At 35.1% G+C, this 17,132-nt stretch carries 14 protein-coding genes and 1 riboswitch; all 14 genes read right to left on the bottom strand.

From position 1 onward, the window contains the following. Positions 1-111 precede the first annotated feature (111 nt). The gene (locus QE431_RS01880) at positions 112-765 is read right to left on the bottom strand and encodes a class I SAM-dependent methyltransferase (RefSeq protein ID WP_307292039.1); all 654 of its coding nucleotides are present in this window, start codon (positions 763-765) and stop codon (positions 112-114) included. 129 nt (positions 766-894) lie between these two features. Then, positions 895-1,851, bottom strand: coding sequence for a methylenetetrahydrofolate reductase [NAD(P)H] (gene metF / locus QE431_RS01875; RefSeq protein ID WP_057117566.1), 957 nt, complete (start codon positions 1,849-1,851; stop codon positions 895-897). 168 nt (positions 1,852-2,019) lie between these two features. Then, on the bottom strand, positions 2,020-4,695 hold the full coding sequence (gene metH / locus QE431_RS01870) for a methionine synthase (protein ID WP_134139220.1): 2,676 nt from the start codon (positions 4,693-4,695) through the stop codon (positions 2,020-2,022). Positions 4,696-5,034: 339 nt separating this feature from the next. Beyond that, positions 5,035-5,295: a hypothetical protein gene (locus tag QE431_RS01865; RefSeq protein WP_113677392.1), complete on the bottom strand. Its 261-nt coding sequence runs from the start codon at positions 5,293-5,295 to the stop codon at positions 5,035-5,037. Between the two features lie 63 nt (positions 5,296-5,358). Further along, a complete protein-coding gene (locus QE431_RS01860) occupies positions 5,359-6,363 on the bottom strand; it encodes a homocysteine S-methyltransferase family protein (protein WP_307292031.1) in 1,005 nt (334 codons plus the stop codon). 303 nt (positions 6,364-6,666) lie between these two features. Continuing rightward, positions 6,667-6,783: riboswitch (SAM riboswitch) on the bottom strand. Between the two features lie 111 nt (positions 6,784-6,894). Further along, a complete protein-coding gene (locus QE431_RS01855; RefSeq protein ID WP_307292029.1) occupies positions 6,895-7,698 on the bottom strand; it encodes a hypothetical protein in 804 nt (267 codons plus the stop codon). Between the two features lie 174 nt (positions 7,699-7,872). After that, positions 7,873-8,925 carry an NAD(P)/FAD-dependent oxidoreductase gene (locus tag QE431_RS01850; RefSeq protein ID WP_057117569.1) on the bottom strand — a complete coding sequence of 351 codons (1,053 nt, stop codon included), beginning with the start codon at positions 8,923-8,925 and terminating at the stop codon, positions 7,873-7,875. Positions 8,926-9,020: 95 nt separating this feature from the next. Beyond that, positions 9,021-9,602 (bottom strand): bifunctional precorrin-2 dehydrogenase/sirohydrochlorin ferrochelatase, encoded by a 582-nt coding sequence (locus tag QE431_RS01845; protein WP_134139216.1) that lies wholly within the window; start codon positions 9,600-9,602, stop codon positions 9,021-9,023. 172 nt (positions 9,603-9,774) lie between these two features. Beyond that, positions 9,775-10,548 (bottom strand): uroporphyrinogen-III C-methyltransferase, encoded by a 774-nt coding sequence (cobA, locus tag QE431_RS01840; protein WP_307292024.1) that lies wholly within the window; start codon positions 10,546-10,548, stop codon positions 9,775-9,777. Further along, a complete protein-coding gene (locus QE431_RS01835; protein ID WP_307292021.1) occupies positions 10,541-12,631 on the bottom strand; it encodes a HEPN domain-containing protein in 2,091 nt (696 codons plus the stop codon). The genes cobA and QE431_RS01835 overlap by 8 nt, the downstream gene beginning before the upstream one ends. A gap of 161 nt (positions 12,632-12,792) precedes the next feature. Beyond that, positions 12,793-14,037, bottom strand: coding sequence for a sulfate adenylyltransferase subunit 1 (locus QE431_RS01830; RefSeq protein WP_307292020.1), 1,245 nt, complete (start codon positions 14,035-14,037; stop codon positions 12,793-12,795). Between the two features lie 144 nt (positions 14,038-14,181). Continuing rightward, entirely contained in the window at positions 14,182-15,081 is a 900-nt protein-coding gene (gene cysD, locus QE431_RS01825) for a sulfate adenylyltransferase subunit CysD (protein WP_057117574.1), read from the bottom strand. A gap of 152 nt (positions 15,082-15,233) precedes the next feature. Beyond that, positions 15,234-15,944: a phosphoadenylyl-sulfate reductase gene (locus QE431_RS01820; RefSeq protein WP_307292015.1), complete on the bottom strand. Its 711-nt coding sequence runs from the start codon at positions 15,942-15,944 to the stop codon at positions 15,234-15,236. Positions 15,945-15,969: 25 nt separating this feature from the next. Further along, positions 15,970-16,857: a sulfite exporter TauE/SafE family protein gene (locus QE431_RS01815; protein ID WP_057117684.1), complete on the bottom strand. Its 888-nt coding sequence runs from the start codon at positions 16,855-16,857 to the stop codon at positions 15,970-15,972. Positions 16,858-17,132 lie beyond the last annotated feature (275 nt).

Raw genomic sequence — 17,132 nt, 5'->3', positions numbered from 1 at the left:
AAGTACTTAAAAAAAGATTGCGAAAATTGACTAGTCATTTTTTTTGCCACAGATTAGTAGGATTAAAATGATTTTTTAATCTCTGTGAATCTTTATTAATCTGGCAAGAAATTATTTCTCTAGAACAATAGTCGTAAAAGCTCTGTCAACCAATTCTCCTGTTTTGCTTTTTACTTTTTCTGTCTGTGTTTCTATATACACAATCTTAAAAGGTGATTTTTCAATTAGTTTCTGCGCTTTTTCTGTGCTGTACAATTCAAATTCGAATTGAGTAAATGGAAGTTTCTTCATAAAATCTTCCTCTGCAAATGTTAAGCAGAAATTTCCATTTGATTTTAAAACCCTGTAAATTTCTAAAAGTAATTTTTGTGGCTCCTTCCAAAAATAAATGGTATTTACCGTAAATATTTTATCGAAAGATTCGTCTTCAAACGGAATTATATTTCCGTCATAAAGTGAAAAGAAAGCTTGTTTTTGAGACACAAAATTTCTGTTAATCTGGCGCGCTTCCTGAAACATCAGCTCGGACATTTCTAATCCATAATATTTTAGTTTTTCCGCCTGTTCAAACAAAAATTCAACATGACCAGCGTTTCCGTGGCCTAATTCCAGAATTTTATTTTCTTTGGATATATTTAAATTTTGAATCGAATGGCGCGTCATATTGATGTTTGTTTCGTTCATCATATTTGCCATTTCGATTCCTTTTTCTCCCGATGGATTTTTTAATTGAGAGGCTATTGCTTGTAATTCTTCTTGTTTCATAACTTTTTAAATTTCAATTAAAAAAAATCCAAATTCCAAGCCTTGTTTGTCATTGCGAGGAACGAAGCAACCACAGTAAAAAAGCACAAAAGCTAAACACTTGAGATTGCTTCGTTCCTCGCAAAAACCTTAAAAAACCTGACTCGCTATCTGGCGGATATTCTCAGATTTCCCCATTGAATAATAATGCAAAAACGGAACTCCCGCTGCTTTTAATTCTAATGACTGCTGAATTGCCCACTCGATTCCGACTTGTTTGATTTCAGCATTATTCTTGCATTTATCTACAGCATCGATCAAATCTTCTGGAAGATCAATTCTGAAAATCTGCGGTAAAACCTGTAAATGTCTTTGAACAGCAATAGGCTTAATTCCAGGAATAATCGGAATTGTGATGCCCATTTCTCTTGCTTTTTCTACAAAGGCAAAATATTTTGAGTTGTCAAAAAACATTTGCGTTACTACGTAATCTGCTCCTGCGTCAACTTTTTCTTTTAATCTCTTTAAATCTGATTGTAATGATGGTGATTCTAAATGCTTTTCAGGATAACCTGCAACTCCAATACAAAAATCGGCTTTATTATCAACATCCATTACTTCATGAAGATATTTTCCGCAATTCAAATCATTAATTTGTCGAACCAAATCGATTGCATAATGATTTCCTCCCGCTTTTGGTGTAAAAGACTGCTCATCTTTCATTGCATCTCCGCGAAGTGCCATTACATTATTGATTCCCAAATAATGACAATCTACCAGCATATATTCTGTTTCTTCCTGTGTAAATCCGCCGCAGAGCAAATGCGGAACAGTATCTACATTGTATTTATGCTTTATAGAAGCGCAAATCCCAAGCGTACCTGGACGCATACGAGTTAGTTTTTTATCCAAAAGTCCGTTACCACGATCAATGTAAATATACTCTTCGCGAGAAGTTGTTACATCAATAAACGGCGGTTTAAACTCCATTAAAGGATCGATATTATCATACAATTCCTGAATGCTTTTCCCCTTTTGAGGCGGAATAATTTCAAATGAGAATAATGTTTTTCCTTTGGCGTTTTCTATATGCTCTGTTACTTTCATTTTTTAAGTTATGGGTTATGAGTTAAGTGTTTTGAGTTTTTAGTTCGTGTAAAAAATCTGAAATCAAAAACTTAAATCAATCTTTTATTTGTTTCATGTTTCAGGTTTCAGGTTTCAAGTTCTCTATAGCAACTTGAAACCTGAAACCTGAAACAAAAATAACTTTCATTAATCTGCTATATTAGGATTTAACCATTTCATGGCGTAATCTGTTGGAACGTTTCGTCGTTTGGCGTAATCTACTACCTGATCTTCTTTTATTTTCCCTAGTCCGAAATACCTGCTTTTTGGGTTTCCAAAATAGTATCCCGAAACCGATGAAGCCGGCCACATCGCCATGCTTTCTGTAAGCGTCACTCCAATTTCTTCAGCTACATTCAAAAGCTTCCAAATCGTTGGTTTTTCCAAGTGATCGGGACAAGCTGGATAACCTGGAGCTGGACGAATTCCTTTATAATTTTCTTTAATTAATTCTTCGTTTGTTAGCGATTCTTCTCTATCGTAGCCCCAAATTTCTTTACGTATTTTTTCGTGAAGATATTCGGCGAAAGCCTCAGCAAAACGATCGGCAAGTGCTTTTACCATAATCGAATTGTAATCGTCTAAATTCTTTTCATATTCCGCTGCCCATTCATCTACACCAAAACCTGTTGTTACGCAAAAAGCTCCCATGTAATCCTCTATTCCGCTGTCTTTTGGCAGAATAAAATCGGCTAGAGCAATATTTGGAGCGCCTTTTGTTTTTTGTGACTGCTGGCGAAGCGTTAAGAATTTTTCCAGTACTTTTCCGTTTTCGTCACGTAATTCGATATCGTCATCATCAACCTGATTCGCAGGGAAAATTCCGTAAATACCTTTTGCTTTTAGTTTTTTCTCTTCTAAAATTACCTTCAACATCGCCTGAGCATCGTTAAACACAGATGTTGCTTGTTCGCCCACAACCTCATCGGTTAAAATCGCAGGATATTTTCCGTACAATTCCCAAGTTTGAAAAAATGGTGTCCAGTCGATATACGGAACCAAAACATCAAGTTCTATTTCAATGGTTTGTGCTCCAATTACTTTTGGTTTAGTCGGTGTGTATTCAGACCAATCCAATTGTAATTTGTTTTTACGGGCATCTTCAATCGTGAGGAAATTTTTATCTCTTGAACGATTTAAAAATGTTTCTCTAAAAGAATCGTACTCTGCACGAATATCTGCCGCATATATTTTTCGGTTATGATCTAACAGGTTTCCTGCAACCGTAACAGCACGCGAAGCATCGTTTACGTGAATTACCGTTTCTCTGTATTGCGGTGCAATTTTCACGGCTGTATGTGCGCGCGAAGTTGTTGCCCCGCCAATCATAATCGGGATTTTAATATCTTGTTTGTCTAATTCTTTGGCTAGATACACCATTTCGTCAAGCGAAGGTGTGATCAGTCCGCTTAATCCGATAATATCTACGTTATGCTCAATCGCCGCTGCAATAATTTTTTCTGGAGGAACCATAACTCCAAGATCTACAATCTCGTAATTGTTACAAGCCAAAACTACCGAAACGATGTTTTTCCCAATATCGTGAACGTCACCTTTTACAGTTGCCATTAGGATTTTTCCGTTTCCTTGTTTATCTCCAGCTTGTTTGCTTGCTTCAATAAATGGCAGTAAATAAGCAACTGCTTTTTTCATTACACGAGCCGATTTTACCACCTGAGGGAGAAACATTTTTCCGCTTCCAAATAAATCTCCAACCACGTTCATTCCCGTCATCAAATTGATTTCGATAACTTCGATTGGTTTTGTTGCTGCCAAACGGGCTTCTTCAACGTCTTCTTCAATAAAAGCATCAATTCCTTTTACCAATGAATGTGTAATACGCTCCTGAACCGTTCCAAAACGCCATTCCTGAACTACTTTTTCATCGCTCTTTGCTTCACCTTTTACATTTTCTGCAAAGTCCAGAAGTCTTTCTGTCGCATCGTCACGTCTATCTAAAATTACGTCTTCAACGTGTTCTAATAAGTCTTTCGGAATATCATCATAAATCGTCAACATTTCGGGATTTACGATTCCCATCGTCATTCCGTTTTTAATGGCGTGGTATAAAAATACCGAGTGCATCGCTTCACGAACCGTATCATTTCCTCTAAAAGAAAACGAAACGTTACTTACACCACCACTAATATGTGCATGAGGCAGATTCTCGCGAACCCATTTTGTTCCTCTAAAGAAATCCAAAGCATTTAAGCGATGTTCTTCCATTCCCGTTGCAACTGGGAAAATATTCAAATCGAAAATAATGTCCTGCGGAGGAAACCCTACTTTGTTCACCAAAATATCATACGAACGCTGGCAAATCTCTACTCTACGATCGTAATTATCCGCCTGACCTACTTCGTCAAAAGCCATGATAATCGCCGCCGCTCCGTAACGTTTGATTAATCTCGCGTGGTGAATAAAAGCTTCTTCTCCTTCTTTTAACGAAATCGAGTTTACAACGCTTTTTCCTTGTACTACTTTAAGACCTGCTTCGATGATTTCCCATTTCGAACTGTCGATCATAATCGGCACTCTCGAAATATCTGGTTCTGCAGCAATTAAATTCAAAAATTTAGTCATTGCTGTAACACCGTCAAGCATTCCTTCATCCATATTAATATCGATGATTTGTGCTCCTCCTTCTACCTGCTGTCTTGCAATATCAAGCGCCTCGTCATATTTCTCTTCCTTGATTAATCTCAAGAATTTTCTTGAACCTGTTACATTCGTACGCTCACCAACGTTTACAAAAACACTTTCGGGCGTAATAATCAATGGTTCTAATCCTGATAATACAAGGTCTCTTCTTTTTTCTGTCATTTTCTTTAAGTTACTAAGTCCCTAAGATTCTAAGGTTCTAAGTTTTTTATTCTATTTTCTTTCCTGCAAGGTTTTTAAAACCTTGTAGGTATATTCGTTTTCAATATTTTAATTTGGGCGTGTCCCTCCGGGTCGGGCTATCCGTTACAAGTCCTCGCTCTTCCTTCGTCAGGCTGTGGGCTTTTCACTTCTATCCCTCACGCAAACTCGGTTGAAACAAATAATCTATTTTCCACGATTTCAATTGTCATTTTTTTCTACCGATGATTTCCTACGGAACATTTTATTCTCAATTCAACCTGCAAGGTTTTTAAAACCTTGTAGGTTTGTTATTGACTTTTAATCACTAAAAATATGTTTCTCAAATCCTCCATTAAACACCTTTTCGATCCATACCCTAAATTCTAAATTTGTCGTAATATGATATATTTTACCATTACTTTCTATTTTGAATTTTTCGTTATTATCAATCTTACTTTTAATACTTTTTAATTCAGATACACAATATAAATATGGATTCATCGTATCATACCAATTTGAATTTAAAAAAGCTTTAAATACTTCCCCATCTTCTGAATAAACAATATGCTCTCCATCCATTTAATATATTTATCAAGTATATTCATACCTACAAGGTTTTGAAAACCTTGCAGGAGCGAAACTTTAGGCAATAACCGGCGCTACTCTCGGTTTATAATCCTTCGCAACCTCAGCCATTAATCGAATATGATCTGGAGTTGTTCCGCAACAGCCTCCAATGATATTAATCAAATTGTCCTCTAAATATTCTTTTATAAAAGCTTGCGTTTGTTCTGGCGTTTCATCGTATTGTCCGAAAGCATTTGGCAATCCTGCATTTGGATGTGCCGAAACATTAAAACTTGTATTATGTGCTAATGTTTTCAAATACGGTTTCAACAAATCGGCTCCAAGAGCACAATTGAAACCTACACTTAATAATGGAATATGTGAAACTGAAATCAAGAAAGCTTCAACTGTCTGTCCAGAAAGTGTTCTTCCTGAAGCATCCGTAATTGTTCCTGAAACCATGATTGGAATATCTAGATTACGTTCTTCTTTTACTTCTTCGATTGCAAAAAGTGCTGCTTTAGCATTTAAGGTATCAAAAATCGTTTCTACTAAAAGTAAATCGCATCCCCCATCCATTAACGCTTCTGCCTGTTCTTTGTATGCAATTCGCAAATCGTCAAACGTTACGGCTCTGTAACCCGGATCGTTTACGTCTGGAGACATACTTGCCGTACGGTTTGTTGGGCCAATTGAACCAGCAACGAAACGTGGTTTTTCTGGATTTTTTGCGGTAAACTCATCGGCTACTTGTCTTGCAATTTTTGCTGATTCATAGTTTAGCTCGTAAACCAAATCTTCCATGTGATAATCGGCCATACCGATTGTCGTTCCTGAAAAGGTATTGGTTTCTACGATATCTGCACCAGCTTCGTAATAAGCAGCGTGCACATCGCGGATCGCCTGTGGTTGTGTTAAGGATAATAAATCGTTGTTTCCTTTTAATGGATGTGGAAAATCTTTGAAACGCTCTCCTCTAAAATCTTCTTCGGAGAAATTATAGCGCTGCAACATTGTTCCCATTGCTCCGTCAAGGATTAGGATATTTTTCTTTATTGCTTCTTGTATCGTAATTGCCATATCTTTTTTTCTTTAGCTTCTAAGATACTGAGGTTCTAAGATGCTAAGTTTTTTTATTATGATTGTGAAGTTTAACCTTCGATATTTTTTTTACACTAATTCCAAAAGTGCAATATTGCATGCTAATTAGCCCCGATGGAAGCAAATATCCTTTTATTCTGGGGTTCAGAATAAAAGATATTTGTGTACAGCGGGAACTATTGACTGCAAAAATGCACCAATGATTCGCTCCTGATACAGAATCTGTTTCAGTAATTATTGTAAGTTGTCAGGAAAAGTTTGAGAAATACGAGTTATGTATTTGTGTTATCTATCTTTAATACTGGAAAATGTCGTATAAAGTAGAATTTAGCACCTTCTTTATGATAAAGGGTTGCTAAGGTTTCATTGGGTCTATCCCTCCGCCTTTCGTGATAACTAACAGTAATTTTAAGAACAGTGCAAAGGTATGAAATAGGCTTTCGATTTGCAAATGTTTTTTTTCTAAGGTTCTGAGGTACTGAGATGCTAAGGTTCTAAGTTTAGAGCTCCTTATAAGTTTATTGTTTTAATTCTATAATATTCCATCTCAAACGTTCTTACTTGCTCTAAATAGTAATAGTTTGTAATTAGTTTTTCTAGTAGAACAATTTCTTTAGTTTTTCTGACTTCTTTTTCATTATTATAAGGAATACCAGATTTTCGATTAAATTCGTCTGCGACAAATTGACTTAAAGATCTAAGATATAGCTCCTTCTGTTTTTCAAAGTCAAATTTATAATTATAATAATCCTCATCTGAGTCTAAAAGATAGATGGAGTATTCAGCACAAGCATTCAATCTAATAGCCTGATGTCCGTAATACATTAATGATGGAGACCAAGACAAATAAATATTATTTATTGTTTCATATAATTGAATTAGCTTTGCTCTCTCATCTTTATACTTTATATCTCCATTTTTTTGTTTAAGATAATAAGAATATAATAAGTAAAAATCGTCGCCGCCAAGCGGATCGCCGAAATCTAAAACCTCTTCAACCCCATTTTGATTAATAAATTTCTTAGGTAAACGATTTGCATTGTACGCTGCAAAAGGACTAGAAGGGTATTTTTCCTTAAAGACAGGAAAAAGCATTTCAATTTTGTTCAGTTCATTTTTAGAAAAATCTCTATAATAGTTATCTTTTTCTCCAAAGATGATTATTCTTTGCTTTTCTAGGTTCAGATCATCAGAAAAATGAGGTAGACATTGATTCCCAATGTTACTATTCGATTTTAATATTATTTTGCCTCTAGATTTATTACACGAAACCAAAAAGCTCAAAAGAATCAAAAAAATTATAATATGTTTCATTATTCTTTAACTCTAAATTATTCCGTAAAAGTAAGAAATATCCTTGTTTTTAAGAAAGGTGCTAAAATAAAAAAAGCCCAAACTAAAAGTTTGAGCTTTTCTATATAAAAAATCTTAGTCCCTTAGAACCTTAGTCCCGATCCCGAAATTTTGGGACGGGATTAGCATCTAAGATTAAACTATCGCTTTCACAACTGCTTTTGGAGCTTCCTTACGAGTTCCGTCGAAACCGTCTACACCAGAAACTGTTGTATATTTCAATACATATTTTTTACCTGGATTGATGATTCCGTAAGCAGCTTGACACATTAAAGTTGCTTCGTGGAATCCGCAAAGGATTAATTTTAATTTTCCTGGATATGTATTTACGTCTCCAATGGCGAAGATTCCCGGGATATTTGTCTGGTAATCTAGTGCATTGTTTACTTTGATTGCATTTTTTTCGATTTCTAATCCCCAGTCGCCAATTGGACCTAATTTTGGAGTTAATCCGAAAAGTGGAATGAAATAATCACACTCGATTTTACGGTGTGCTCCGTTTTCTTCGATATCTAATGACTCAACATGCTCAGCACCGTTGATTCCGATAACTTCTGCCGGAGTGATTAATTTAATTTTTCCAGCGGATTTTAGTTCCTGTACTTTTTCTACAGAATCTAAAGCTCCTCTAAATTCGTTTCTTCTGTGAATTAAAGTTACTTCTGAAGCTACATTTGCCAAGAAAATACTCCAGTCTAGTGCTGAATCTCCTCCTCCTGCAATTACAACTCTTTTATCTCTGAATTTCTCCGGATTTTTGATGAAGTATTTAACTCCTTTATCTTCATAAAACTCGATATCTTCAATAAGTGGTTTACGAGGCTCAAAACTTCCTAAACCTCCCGCGATTGCAATAACTGGCGCGTGAAATTTAGTTCCTTTGTTTGACGTTACGATAAAACTTCCGTCTTCTTGTTTTTCGATTGTTTCTGCACGCTCACCTAATGTAAAACCTGGCTCAAATTGTTTAATCTGCTCCATTAATCCATCCACTAAATCTCCAGCTAAAACTTCTGGAAATCCTGGGATATCATAAATTGGTTTCTTTGGATATAATTCTGAAAGCTGTCCTCCTGGTTGAGGCAGAGCATCTAATATATGGCATTTTAATTTTAATAATCCTGCCTCGAATACGGCAAATAAACCTGTTGGGCCTGCTCCAATTATAAGTATATCTGTTTTAATCATTATGTTGTTGTTTATAATCATTCTTAATAGTGCAAAGAAACGAATAATTTATTCTACTGACAATGATTTTTATCATTCATTTCTAAGCGATATTTTTACTCTCTATTTTTGAGTGAAGCGGTGATTTCATTCATCTTCTTCACTTTTTCTTCAAAATTGCCTTTTAAGGTTCTCCTGTATTCATTTAGGTTTTCTACCATTTGATTAATATCGTCGGGAATTATTTCTTCGAAAAATTCTCTTAGCCTTTTGGCAGTTGTCGGCGATTTTCCATTGGTCGAAATGGCGATTTTTACATTTCCTTTCGTTACGATGCCACCTAAATAATAATCACATAAGTCCGGCGTATCGGCGATATTGCAAATCAAATAACGCTTTCTAGATAAATCGTATATTCTTTTATTGACTTTTAAATCGTCTGTACAGGCAATTACCATGTGACGTTTTTTGAGCATTTTCTTTTTGAACTTTGCTTCCGTCAATTTAATTGATGGATGCCTTTCTGCTAAAATTTTAATTTCTAAATGAAAATCGGGCGCTACAACCTCAACATTTGCATTTGGACTCGATTTTAACAAAAAAGAAAGTTTTTCCAGACCTACATTTCCGCCTCCCACAATCAATACATTTAAATTGTGAAGTTTTAGAAATATTGGATATAATTCGTTTTGTTCCATGTTAATCATTTTTCATCTATTCAAAATTAGATGATTTACCCATCAAATGTTCCTAACGGCACATTTTATTGGGAACATTTTTTATTCTACCGATGAAATGTTCCTAACGGAACAATCTCTTCACGTACATTCGGTTAAAAACGGATGCTCCAATGTTGATTCCTGCGAAATTTTACCTTGTGATTTCTTTTGATAGAAATTCTTCGTAAAATCCTTTTAATTTGTTGCTTTCGCGGACAACTTCTCCAAGAACAATAATTGCTGGTGAACCTAATTCTTTTTGTTTTACAACTTCTAAAATCGAATCAACTGTTCCTACGCCAACTTTTTCTTCTGCTGTTGTTCCGTTTTGGATGATTGCAACTGGTAAATTTCCTTTGTTTTCTTTTTGAAACAAATCGATAATTTGAGGTAATTTGTGCATTCCCATCAAGATTACAACTGTTGCTGAAGATTGTGCTGCCAAAGCAACATCTGCAGATAATTTTCTATCTGAAGTTGTTCCTGTAATAGCCCAAAAGCTTTCTGAAACGCCGCGTTTTGTAATCGAAATTCCTTGACTTGCAGGAACTGCAACTACCGATGAAATCCCTGGAACAACGATTGTTTCAATTCCGAAACTTTCTGCAAAATCAATTTCTTCGCCGCCTCTTCCAAAAATAAAAGGATCTCCGCCTTTTAATCGAACTACGTTTCCGTAAGTCAAAGCATTATCAACAATTAATTGATTAATTTGATCTTGCGTGTAAGCATGATTTCCGATTCTTTTGCCAACAAAAATCTTGATTGCATTTTTAGGTGCATAATCCAGAATTTCTTCATTGGCCAAAGCGTCATATAAAACCACGTTGGCTTCAGCCAATGCTTTTACAGCTTTCAGCGTAAGTAGATCAGGATCACCCGGACCTGCACCGACTAAAGTTATTTTTGGTTTTATATTAAGCATTTGCTAATTCTTGAGCTCTGAAAGTTTCAATTTTATCAAAGAAAACTACTGCCTGAGCAATGTAATCTTTAGCGAAAGCTTCAGAAGGTTCATTTTTATTGATCTGGTAAACCAAATCTTTAAAAGTTGAATTCAATTCGATTTTATTGGTATCAATAAAAACAGTGTCAAACAAATCGACAATTCCTGCATGATGGTTTGTTTTTTGGTTTTCTGCCAACAATAAAGCTTTTGCTCCATTTACAAATCCTGCATAAGCATGATAGATTGCGTCTGACCATTTTTTCTCGTCGAAAGATTCTTGAGCCAAAATCAATTTCTCTTTAGCTTCAAACAATAAAGTCGCTACTAAATCGATCACAACTCCCGCACATTCTCCAACTCCAACTGCTTTTACATAGTTGTCTGCGTTACCCCAATCTACAAAATCAGCTTCTGTTAAATTGGTTACATCTGCGAAAGGTTTTAAGATTTCGTAGAAATATTTTTCTCCTTTTGTATCATAATAATCAAGGAATTTTTGTCCGCTTCCGTTAGCATCAAAATCATTTAAAATGGTACGTAACGTATCAGGACCTCTACGACTAGGCACTTTGATTACTTTATCAGCAAAACGTCCAGCGCCATTTCCTAATCTTCCTCCACCTAACAAAACTTGCAAAGCCGGAGCAACTAATTTTCCTGAATTGATTGACATTCCTTGGAACCCAATTGCAGACATATTGTGCTGCCCGCAGGCATTCATACAACCTGAGATTTTAATTTCGATTTCGCGGTTGTTTAAATACTGAGGATATTCGGCATTTAAAACTCTTTCTAATTCTTCTGCAATACCGGTACTGCTTGCAATCCCCAAATTACAAGTATCAGTACCCGGACATGCCGTAATATCTCCTGTAGAATTATATCCTAATTGAACAAAGTCAAGCTTGGCTAATTCCTGATAAAAGAAAGGAAGATTCTCTTCTTTTACGTGACGTATTACAATATTTTGACGCAATGAAAAACGTAATTCATTTGCTGCGTAATTTTTAATTAAAGCGGCTAATAATCTGGCTTTATCTGTATAAAAATCTCCTAGTAAAACTTTGATTCCGATGGCATAATAACCTTCTTGTTTCTGCTTAATTACATTCGATTTTTTCCATGCTTCATAAGCTGCAGTATCTTCGATTGTAACTTGCGGAACTTCTAATAATGGTTCAGCAATTGGACCTTCAAAAGCAGTCGTATCAATTTCGTAAGTTTCAAAAGCGATTGCTTTTTTCTCTTTTTCAACCAAATCAAGGAAAACATCTTTTCCTATTTCTTTGATTAAGAATTTCATACGCGCTTTCATTCTTTTGGCACGCTCACCATATCTGTCAAAAATACGGATGATTCCTTCTGCTGTTGGAATGATTTCGTTTACTGGAACAAATTCCGAAAGCAATTCTGCATGTGCTGGCTGAGATCCTAAACCTCCTCCAAACATGATTTTAAAACCTTTTTGTCCGTCTTTAATTTTCGGAATAAATCCTAAATCGTGTAAATAACTCAAAGCCGTATCTTCGTCTGAAGAAGAGAACGAAATTTTGAATTTACGTCCCATTTCCTGACAGATTGGGTTTCTTAACAGATATTGAAAAAGTCCGTGTGCGTAAGGCGAAACATCAAATGGTTCGTTTACATCTACACCTGCCAATTCACTTCCTGTAATATTTCTAACCGTGTTTCCACAAGCTTCACGAAGTGTGATATCATCTTTAGCCAAATCTGCCCAAAGTTCTGGTGTTCTGTCTAGACTTACGTAGTGAATCTGGATATCCTGACGTGTTGTAATATGCAAACGTCCTGTAGAATATTCATCAGAAACTTGTGTAATACGCACTAATTGCTCGCTGGTAACTTTTCCATAAGGCAATTTGATACGGATCATCTGAACGCCTTCCTGACGCTGTCCGTAGATTCCGCGCGCTAAACGAAGACTGCGAAAACGCTCATCATCAATTTTTCCTCCACGGAATAAATGAATCTTTTTTTCTAATTCGATAATCTCTCTTTGAACTATCGGATTTTCTATTTCTGTTCTAAAACTTTCCATTTCTTTTACGCTTTAGGCTTTAGGCTATACGCTTTAAGCTTTATTTAACTTTGTGTTTTTTTTGCTTTAGGCATTAAGCAATAAGCTTTAGGCTCTTGCATACCTTTTTATACATCTTTTGCTAAAAGCTTATTGCCTAAAGCTTATAGCTTACAGCAGGTTTACATGATAAATCCTACTCCTGCTGTTGTGTTTGTCGCTGTATCAATTAAGATAAAAGCTCCGTTTGATTTGTTTTCATTATAAGAATCAAAATATAACGGTTTGCTTAATTTAATGCTTACTTCTCCAATTTCGTTAATGGCTAATTGTGAAGCTTCTGTCGTTCCTGAATAATCAGTTGCAATTGTATTTTTAATACTTTCTACTTTTGCCAAAACTCTATTCGTATTATGCTGTACTAAATACTTTGTTCCTGGAACCAGTTTTTTACTATCCATCCAGCAAACTGTCGTCGTAATATCTTTTTCAATTTTTGGAAGTTCATCTGATTTTACAATCATATCTCCTCTGGTTACATTGATATCATTTTCTAATTCGATTGTAATCGAAGATCCTGCAACGGCTTCATCAAATGTTTTATCGAAAAAGTGAATTTTAGACACTTTTGATTCTGTTAAAGAAGGAAGAACCGTAACGGCATCTCCAACTTTAATTGAGTTTCCGTATAATTTCCCTGCATAACCTCTAAAATCATGATATTCTTCTGTTTTTGGACGAATAACGGTTTGAACTGGGAAACGTGCTTTTCCAGCTTCAAAAACATCAGAAGCATGCAATCCTTCTAAATGTTCTAAAACGGTTTGCCCATCGTACCAAGGCATATTTTCTGATTTGTCAACCACGTTTCCGCCGTTGATGGCGCTTAACGGAATATAACTTACGTTTTGTTCCTTAAAAGTACTTTTTGCATTTAATGCCTGAAAATCAGCTTTTATTTTATTGAAAACTTCTTCTGAGTAATCCACTAAATCCATTTTGTTGATGGCAACAATTACCTCTTTTACTCTTAATAAATTATTGATAAAAAAGTGGCGGTATGTTTGCTCAATAACACCTTTTCTGGCATCAATTAAAATGATCGAAACCTGAGAAGTCGACGCTCCTGTAACCATGTTTCTTGTATATTCTACGTGACCTGGAGTATCGGCAATAATGTAACTTTTCTTTGCAGTCGAAAAATAAATATGCGCAACATCAATTGTGATTCCTTGTTCTCTCTCTGCTACCAAGCCATCAGTTGCCAAAGAAAAATCAAGGTAATCGTATCCTTTTTGTCTGCTGCTTTTTTCGATTGCTTCTATTTTATCAGTTGTCAATGACTTTGTATCGTACAATAATCTTCCGATCAAAGTACTTTTTCCATCATCTACACTTCCTGCTGTTGCTATTTTTAAAACGTCCATTCTAATATTTTTGTTTCAGGTTTAAAGTTTCAGGTTTCATGTTCTCTCGAAACTTAAATCTGTATGTTTTTGTTTTTTTTGATTCTACTTTTAAAATTTCGTTCAGAATTGCATTTACAATTAACAATTCATAATTAACAATTATTAAAAGTATCCTTGTTGTTTTCTCTTTTCCATTGCAGCTTCAGAACGTTTGTCATCTATTCTGGCTCCTCTTTCAGAAATGGTTGATGATCTAATTTCCCCAACAACTTCTTCAATTGTTGCAGCGTAAGATTCAACAGCCGCTGTACAACTCATATCTCCAACGGTTCTGAAACGAACAATTCGTTCTTCGATTTGTTCGTCTTCTTCCTGATAAACAAAAGGAGAATGCGACCAGATTAAACCGTCTCTCAAAAAAACTTTTCTTTTATGTGAAAAATAGATTGATGGAATCTCGATTTGTTCTTTTTCGATATAACTCCAAACATCTAATTCTGTCCAGTTTGAAATTGGGAAAACACGAACATTTTGTCCATTTTCGATTTTTCCATTTAAAATATCAAACAACTCAGGTCTTTGATTTTTTTCGTCCCATTGTCCGAAATCATCACGAACAGAAAAAATACGTTCTTTAGCTCTTGCTTTTTCTTCATCACGGCGAGCTCCACCAATACAAGCATCAAACTTAAATTCTTCAATTGCATCTAAAAGTGTTGTAGTCTGTAGGCTGTTACGGCTTGAATATTTCCCAGTTTCCTCAACCACTTTTCCTTCATCAATAGCATCCTGAACATTACGAACGATCAACTCTAAACCTAATTCTTCAACCAATTTATCTCTGAAAGCAATTGTCTCAGGAAAATTGTGCCCCGTATCTACGTGCAATAGAGGAAACGGAATTTTTGCAGGAAAAAATGCTTTTTGCGCTAAACGCACCAACGTGATAGAATCTTTTCCTCCTGAGAAAAGCAAAACCGGTTTGTCAAACTGTGAAATTACTTCTCTGAAAATGTATATTGCTTCACTCTCTAAAGCGTTTGTTTTTAATACTGAACTCATTGTTTTTTTGTTTGATATTTTGTTGTGAAAATTTTGTTTCAGGTTTAAAGTTTCAAGTTTTTAACCTGATCTAAAATCTTCACTCTTTACTCTATAATCTATTTTCTATTCTCTAAAAAAAGTCTTGCCTCTTGCTTCTTTCTTCTAAAACTCTACTCTTTCTTAGCACTATGAAGCCCGCACTCCTTATGGCTAGATTCCCACCACCATCTTCCGGCTCTGATATCTTCACCTGGGAAAATTGCTCTTGTACAAGGTGCACATCCAATACTTACGAAACCTTGTTTGTGTAAAGCATTTTGAGGTACATTGTTTTCCTGAAGATAAATTTCAACTTCTTCTAAAGTCCATTTTAAAAGCGGATTGAATTTTATGATTTCGAAGTTTCCATCGTACTCAAACAAGTTTAAATCTTGTCTGTTTTCTGACTGCTCAGCTCTTAAACCTGTAATCCAAACTGAATTTCCTGCCAAAGCTTTTCGAAGCGGAACCACTTTTCGAATAAAACAGCATTCTTTTCTGTTTTCAACTGAATCGTAAAAGCTGTTTGGTCCTTTTGTTTTCAGAAGATTTTCTACTGAAGCAGCTTGTGGAAAAAAAACCTCGATTGGTCTTTTATACTTTTTTAAAGTTTTGTGAAAAACGTCGTAAGTTTCTTGAAACAATCTTCCGGTGTCTAAAGTAAAAACAGTAATATCAGTATTGCTTTTTGCAATAAAATCTGTAATTACCTGATCTTCCTGACCGAAAGAAGTTGAGAAAATTACTTTTCCTGGAAATTTTTCTGCTAAAAAAACTAACGTTTCATTTAGCGAAAAATCTTTAGTTTTTTCTAATAATTCTTGTACAATAATCGCACTCATAATCTCTATCTCCCTATCTAAAGAATTATAATAATTTAGATAATGTTTTTAAACTCAATAATATAATTAGAACTCCAACCGCAATCATCATTGGTTTTCTTTTAATTTTGTTTACCAAATATGCTGCTAACGGCGCTGCAATAACTCCTCCTAAAATCAATCCGATGATTACCTGCCATCCGTGGATGCCTCCAAAAAGCATGAACGTAATGCCGCTTGCAAATGAAATTGCAAACTCAGCTGCATTAACCGAACCAATTGTATATCTCGGATTTCTTCCTCTTCCTAATAATGTTGAAGTAACGATTGGCCCCCAGCCTCCGCCTCCTACTGAATCCATGAAACCACCAAAAGCGGCCAAAGCACTTAATTTTTTAGTTTTCTTCTTTACAATTGTTTTTTTCAATGCTTTTCTAATGATTACAATCGCTAAAACAATCATGTAAACTGCAATAAATGGCTTAATAATATCACCGTTAATTATGTCCGACAATAAGTAAGCTCCTGTAATTGAACCTAAAACACCTGGAATCAATAAATGTTTTACCAGTTTTTTATTGATATTCCCAAATCGGTGGTGTGAAAGTGCCGATGCTCCCGTTGTAAACATTTCTGAAACGTGTACCGCAGTACTGCTCACCACTGGCGGAACTCCATAAGCCAATAAAAATGATGTTGAAGTTGCTCCGTAACCCATTCCTAAAGTTCCGTCTACCAATTGAGCAAAAACTCCAATGGCAAAAAACACTAAAAATTCTTCATTAAATCCTTCAACAAATCCATTCCACGAAAACTCAGCATGATGATTGTATATTAACACGGTTAATAAACCTACTAACAAAACAACAGGAATTCCAATCCAAAGCTTTTCTTTTAAAGAATCGGCCGTATTTATTTTCAGTTCTTTTTCCATATTAAAAATAATTCTTTTTGTTTTCAAAACCTATTACCCTATCGGGTTAATAGATTACTTTGCAAAAATAATACTTATTTCTAAAATACAAAGTAATATTTTTATTTTTTTAAGCCTTAATTACTAATTCATTGCATTCTAAAAGAGGTATTTAGAACTTTGCTTGAATAATTTCACAAATAATACCATTTTCCAAGATATTCAAACAATATAAGCATCAAAAAAACTTGTGTATTAAATACGTTTTCCAATCTCTACAATATCTATAGGATAAT

Origin of the sequence: Flavobacterium sp. SORGH_AS_0622, assembly GCF_030818825.1 — a bacterium.
Lineage (GTDB): Bacteria > Bacteroidota > Bacteroidia > Flavobacteriales > Flavobacteriaceae > Flavobacterium.
The sequence above is the reverse complement of the archived record's forward strand: the minus strand, read 5'-3'. Positions and strand labels throughout refer to the sequence as shown.

Excerpts from the sequence above, each read along its gene's own strand:
- QE431_RS01880 (WP_307292039.1), bottom strand. The coding sequence starts at position 765 with ATGAAACAAGAAGAATTACAAGCAATAGCCTCTCAATTAAAAAATCCA.
- metF (WP_057117566.1), bottom strand. The coding sequence starts at position 1,851 with ATGAAAGTAACAGAGCATATAGAAAACGCCAAAGGAAAAACATTATTC.
- metH (WP_134139220.1), bottom strand. The coding sequence starts at position 4,695 with ATGACAGAAAAAAGAAGAGACCTTGTATTATCAGGATTAGAACCATTG.
- QE431_RS01865 (WP_113677392.1), bottom strand. The coding sequence starts at position 5,295 with ATGGATGGAGAGCATATTGTTTATTCAGAAGATGGGGAAGTATTTAAA.
- QE431_RS01860 (WP_307292031.1), bottom strand. The coding sequence starts at position 6,363 with ATGGCAATTACGATACAAGAAGCAATAAAGAAAAATATCCTAATCCTT.
- QE431_RS01855 (WP_307292029.1), bottom strand. The coding sequence starts at position 7,698 with ATGAAACATATTATAATTTTTTTGATTCTTTTGAGCTTTTTGGTTTCG.
- QE431_RS01850 (WP_057117569.1), bottom strand. The coding sequence starts at position 8,925 with ATGATTAAAACAGATATACTTATAATTGGAGCAGGCCCAACAGGTTTA.
- QE431_RS01845 (WP_134139216.1), bottom strand. The coding sequence starts at position 9,602 with ATGGAACAAAACGAATTATATCCAATATTTCTAAAACTTCACAATTTA.
- cobA (WP_307292024.1), bottom strand. The coding sequence starts at position 10,548 with ATGCTTAATATAAAACCAAAAATAACTTTAGTCGGTGCAGGTCCGGGT.
- QE431_RS01835 (WP_307292021.1), bottom strand. The coding sequence starts at position 12,631 with ATGGAAAGTTTTAGAACAGAAATAGAAAATCCGATAGTTCAAAGAGAG.
- QE431_RS01830 (WP_307292020.1), bottom strand. The coding sequence starts at position 14,037 with ATGGACGTTTTAAAAATAGCAACAGCAGGAAGTGTAGATGATGGAAAA.
- cysD (WP_057117574.1), bottom strand. The coding sequence starts at position 15,081 with ATGAGTTCAGTATTAAAAACAAACGCTTTAGAGAGTGAAGCAATATAC.
- QE431_RS01820 (WP_307292015.1), bottom strand. The coding sequence starts at position 15,944 with ATGAGTGCGATTATTGTACAAGAATTATTAGAAAAAACTAAAGATTTT.
- QE431_RS01815 (WP_057117684.1), bottom strand. The coding sequence starts at position 16,857 with ATGGAAAAAGAACTGAAAATAAATACGGCCGATTCTTTAAAAGAAAAG.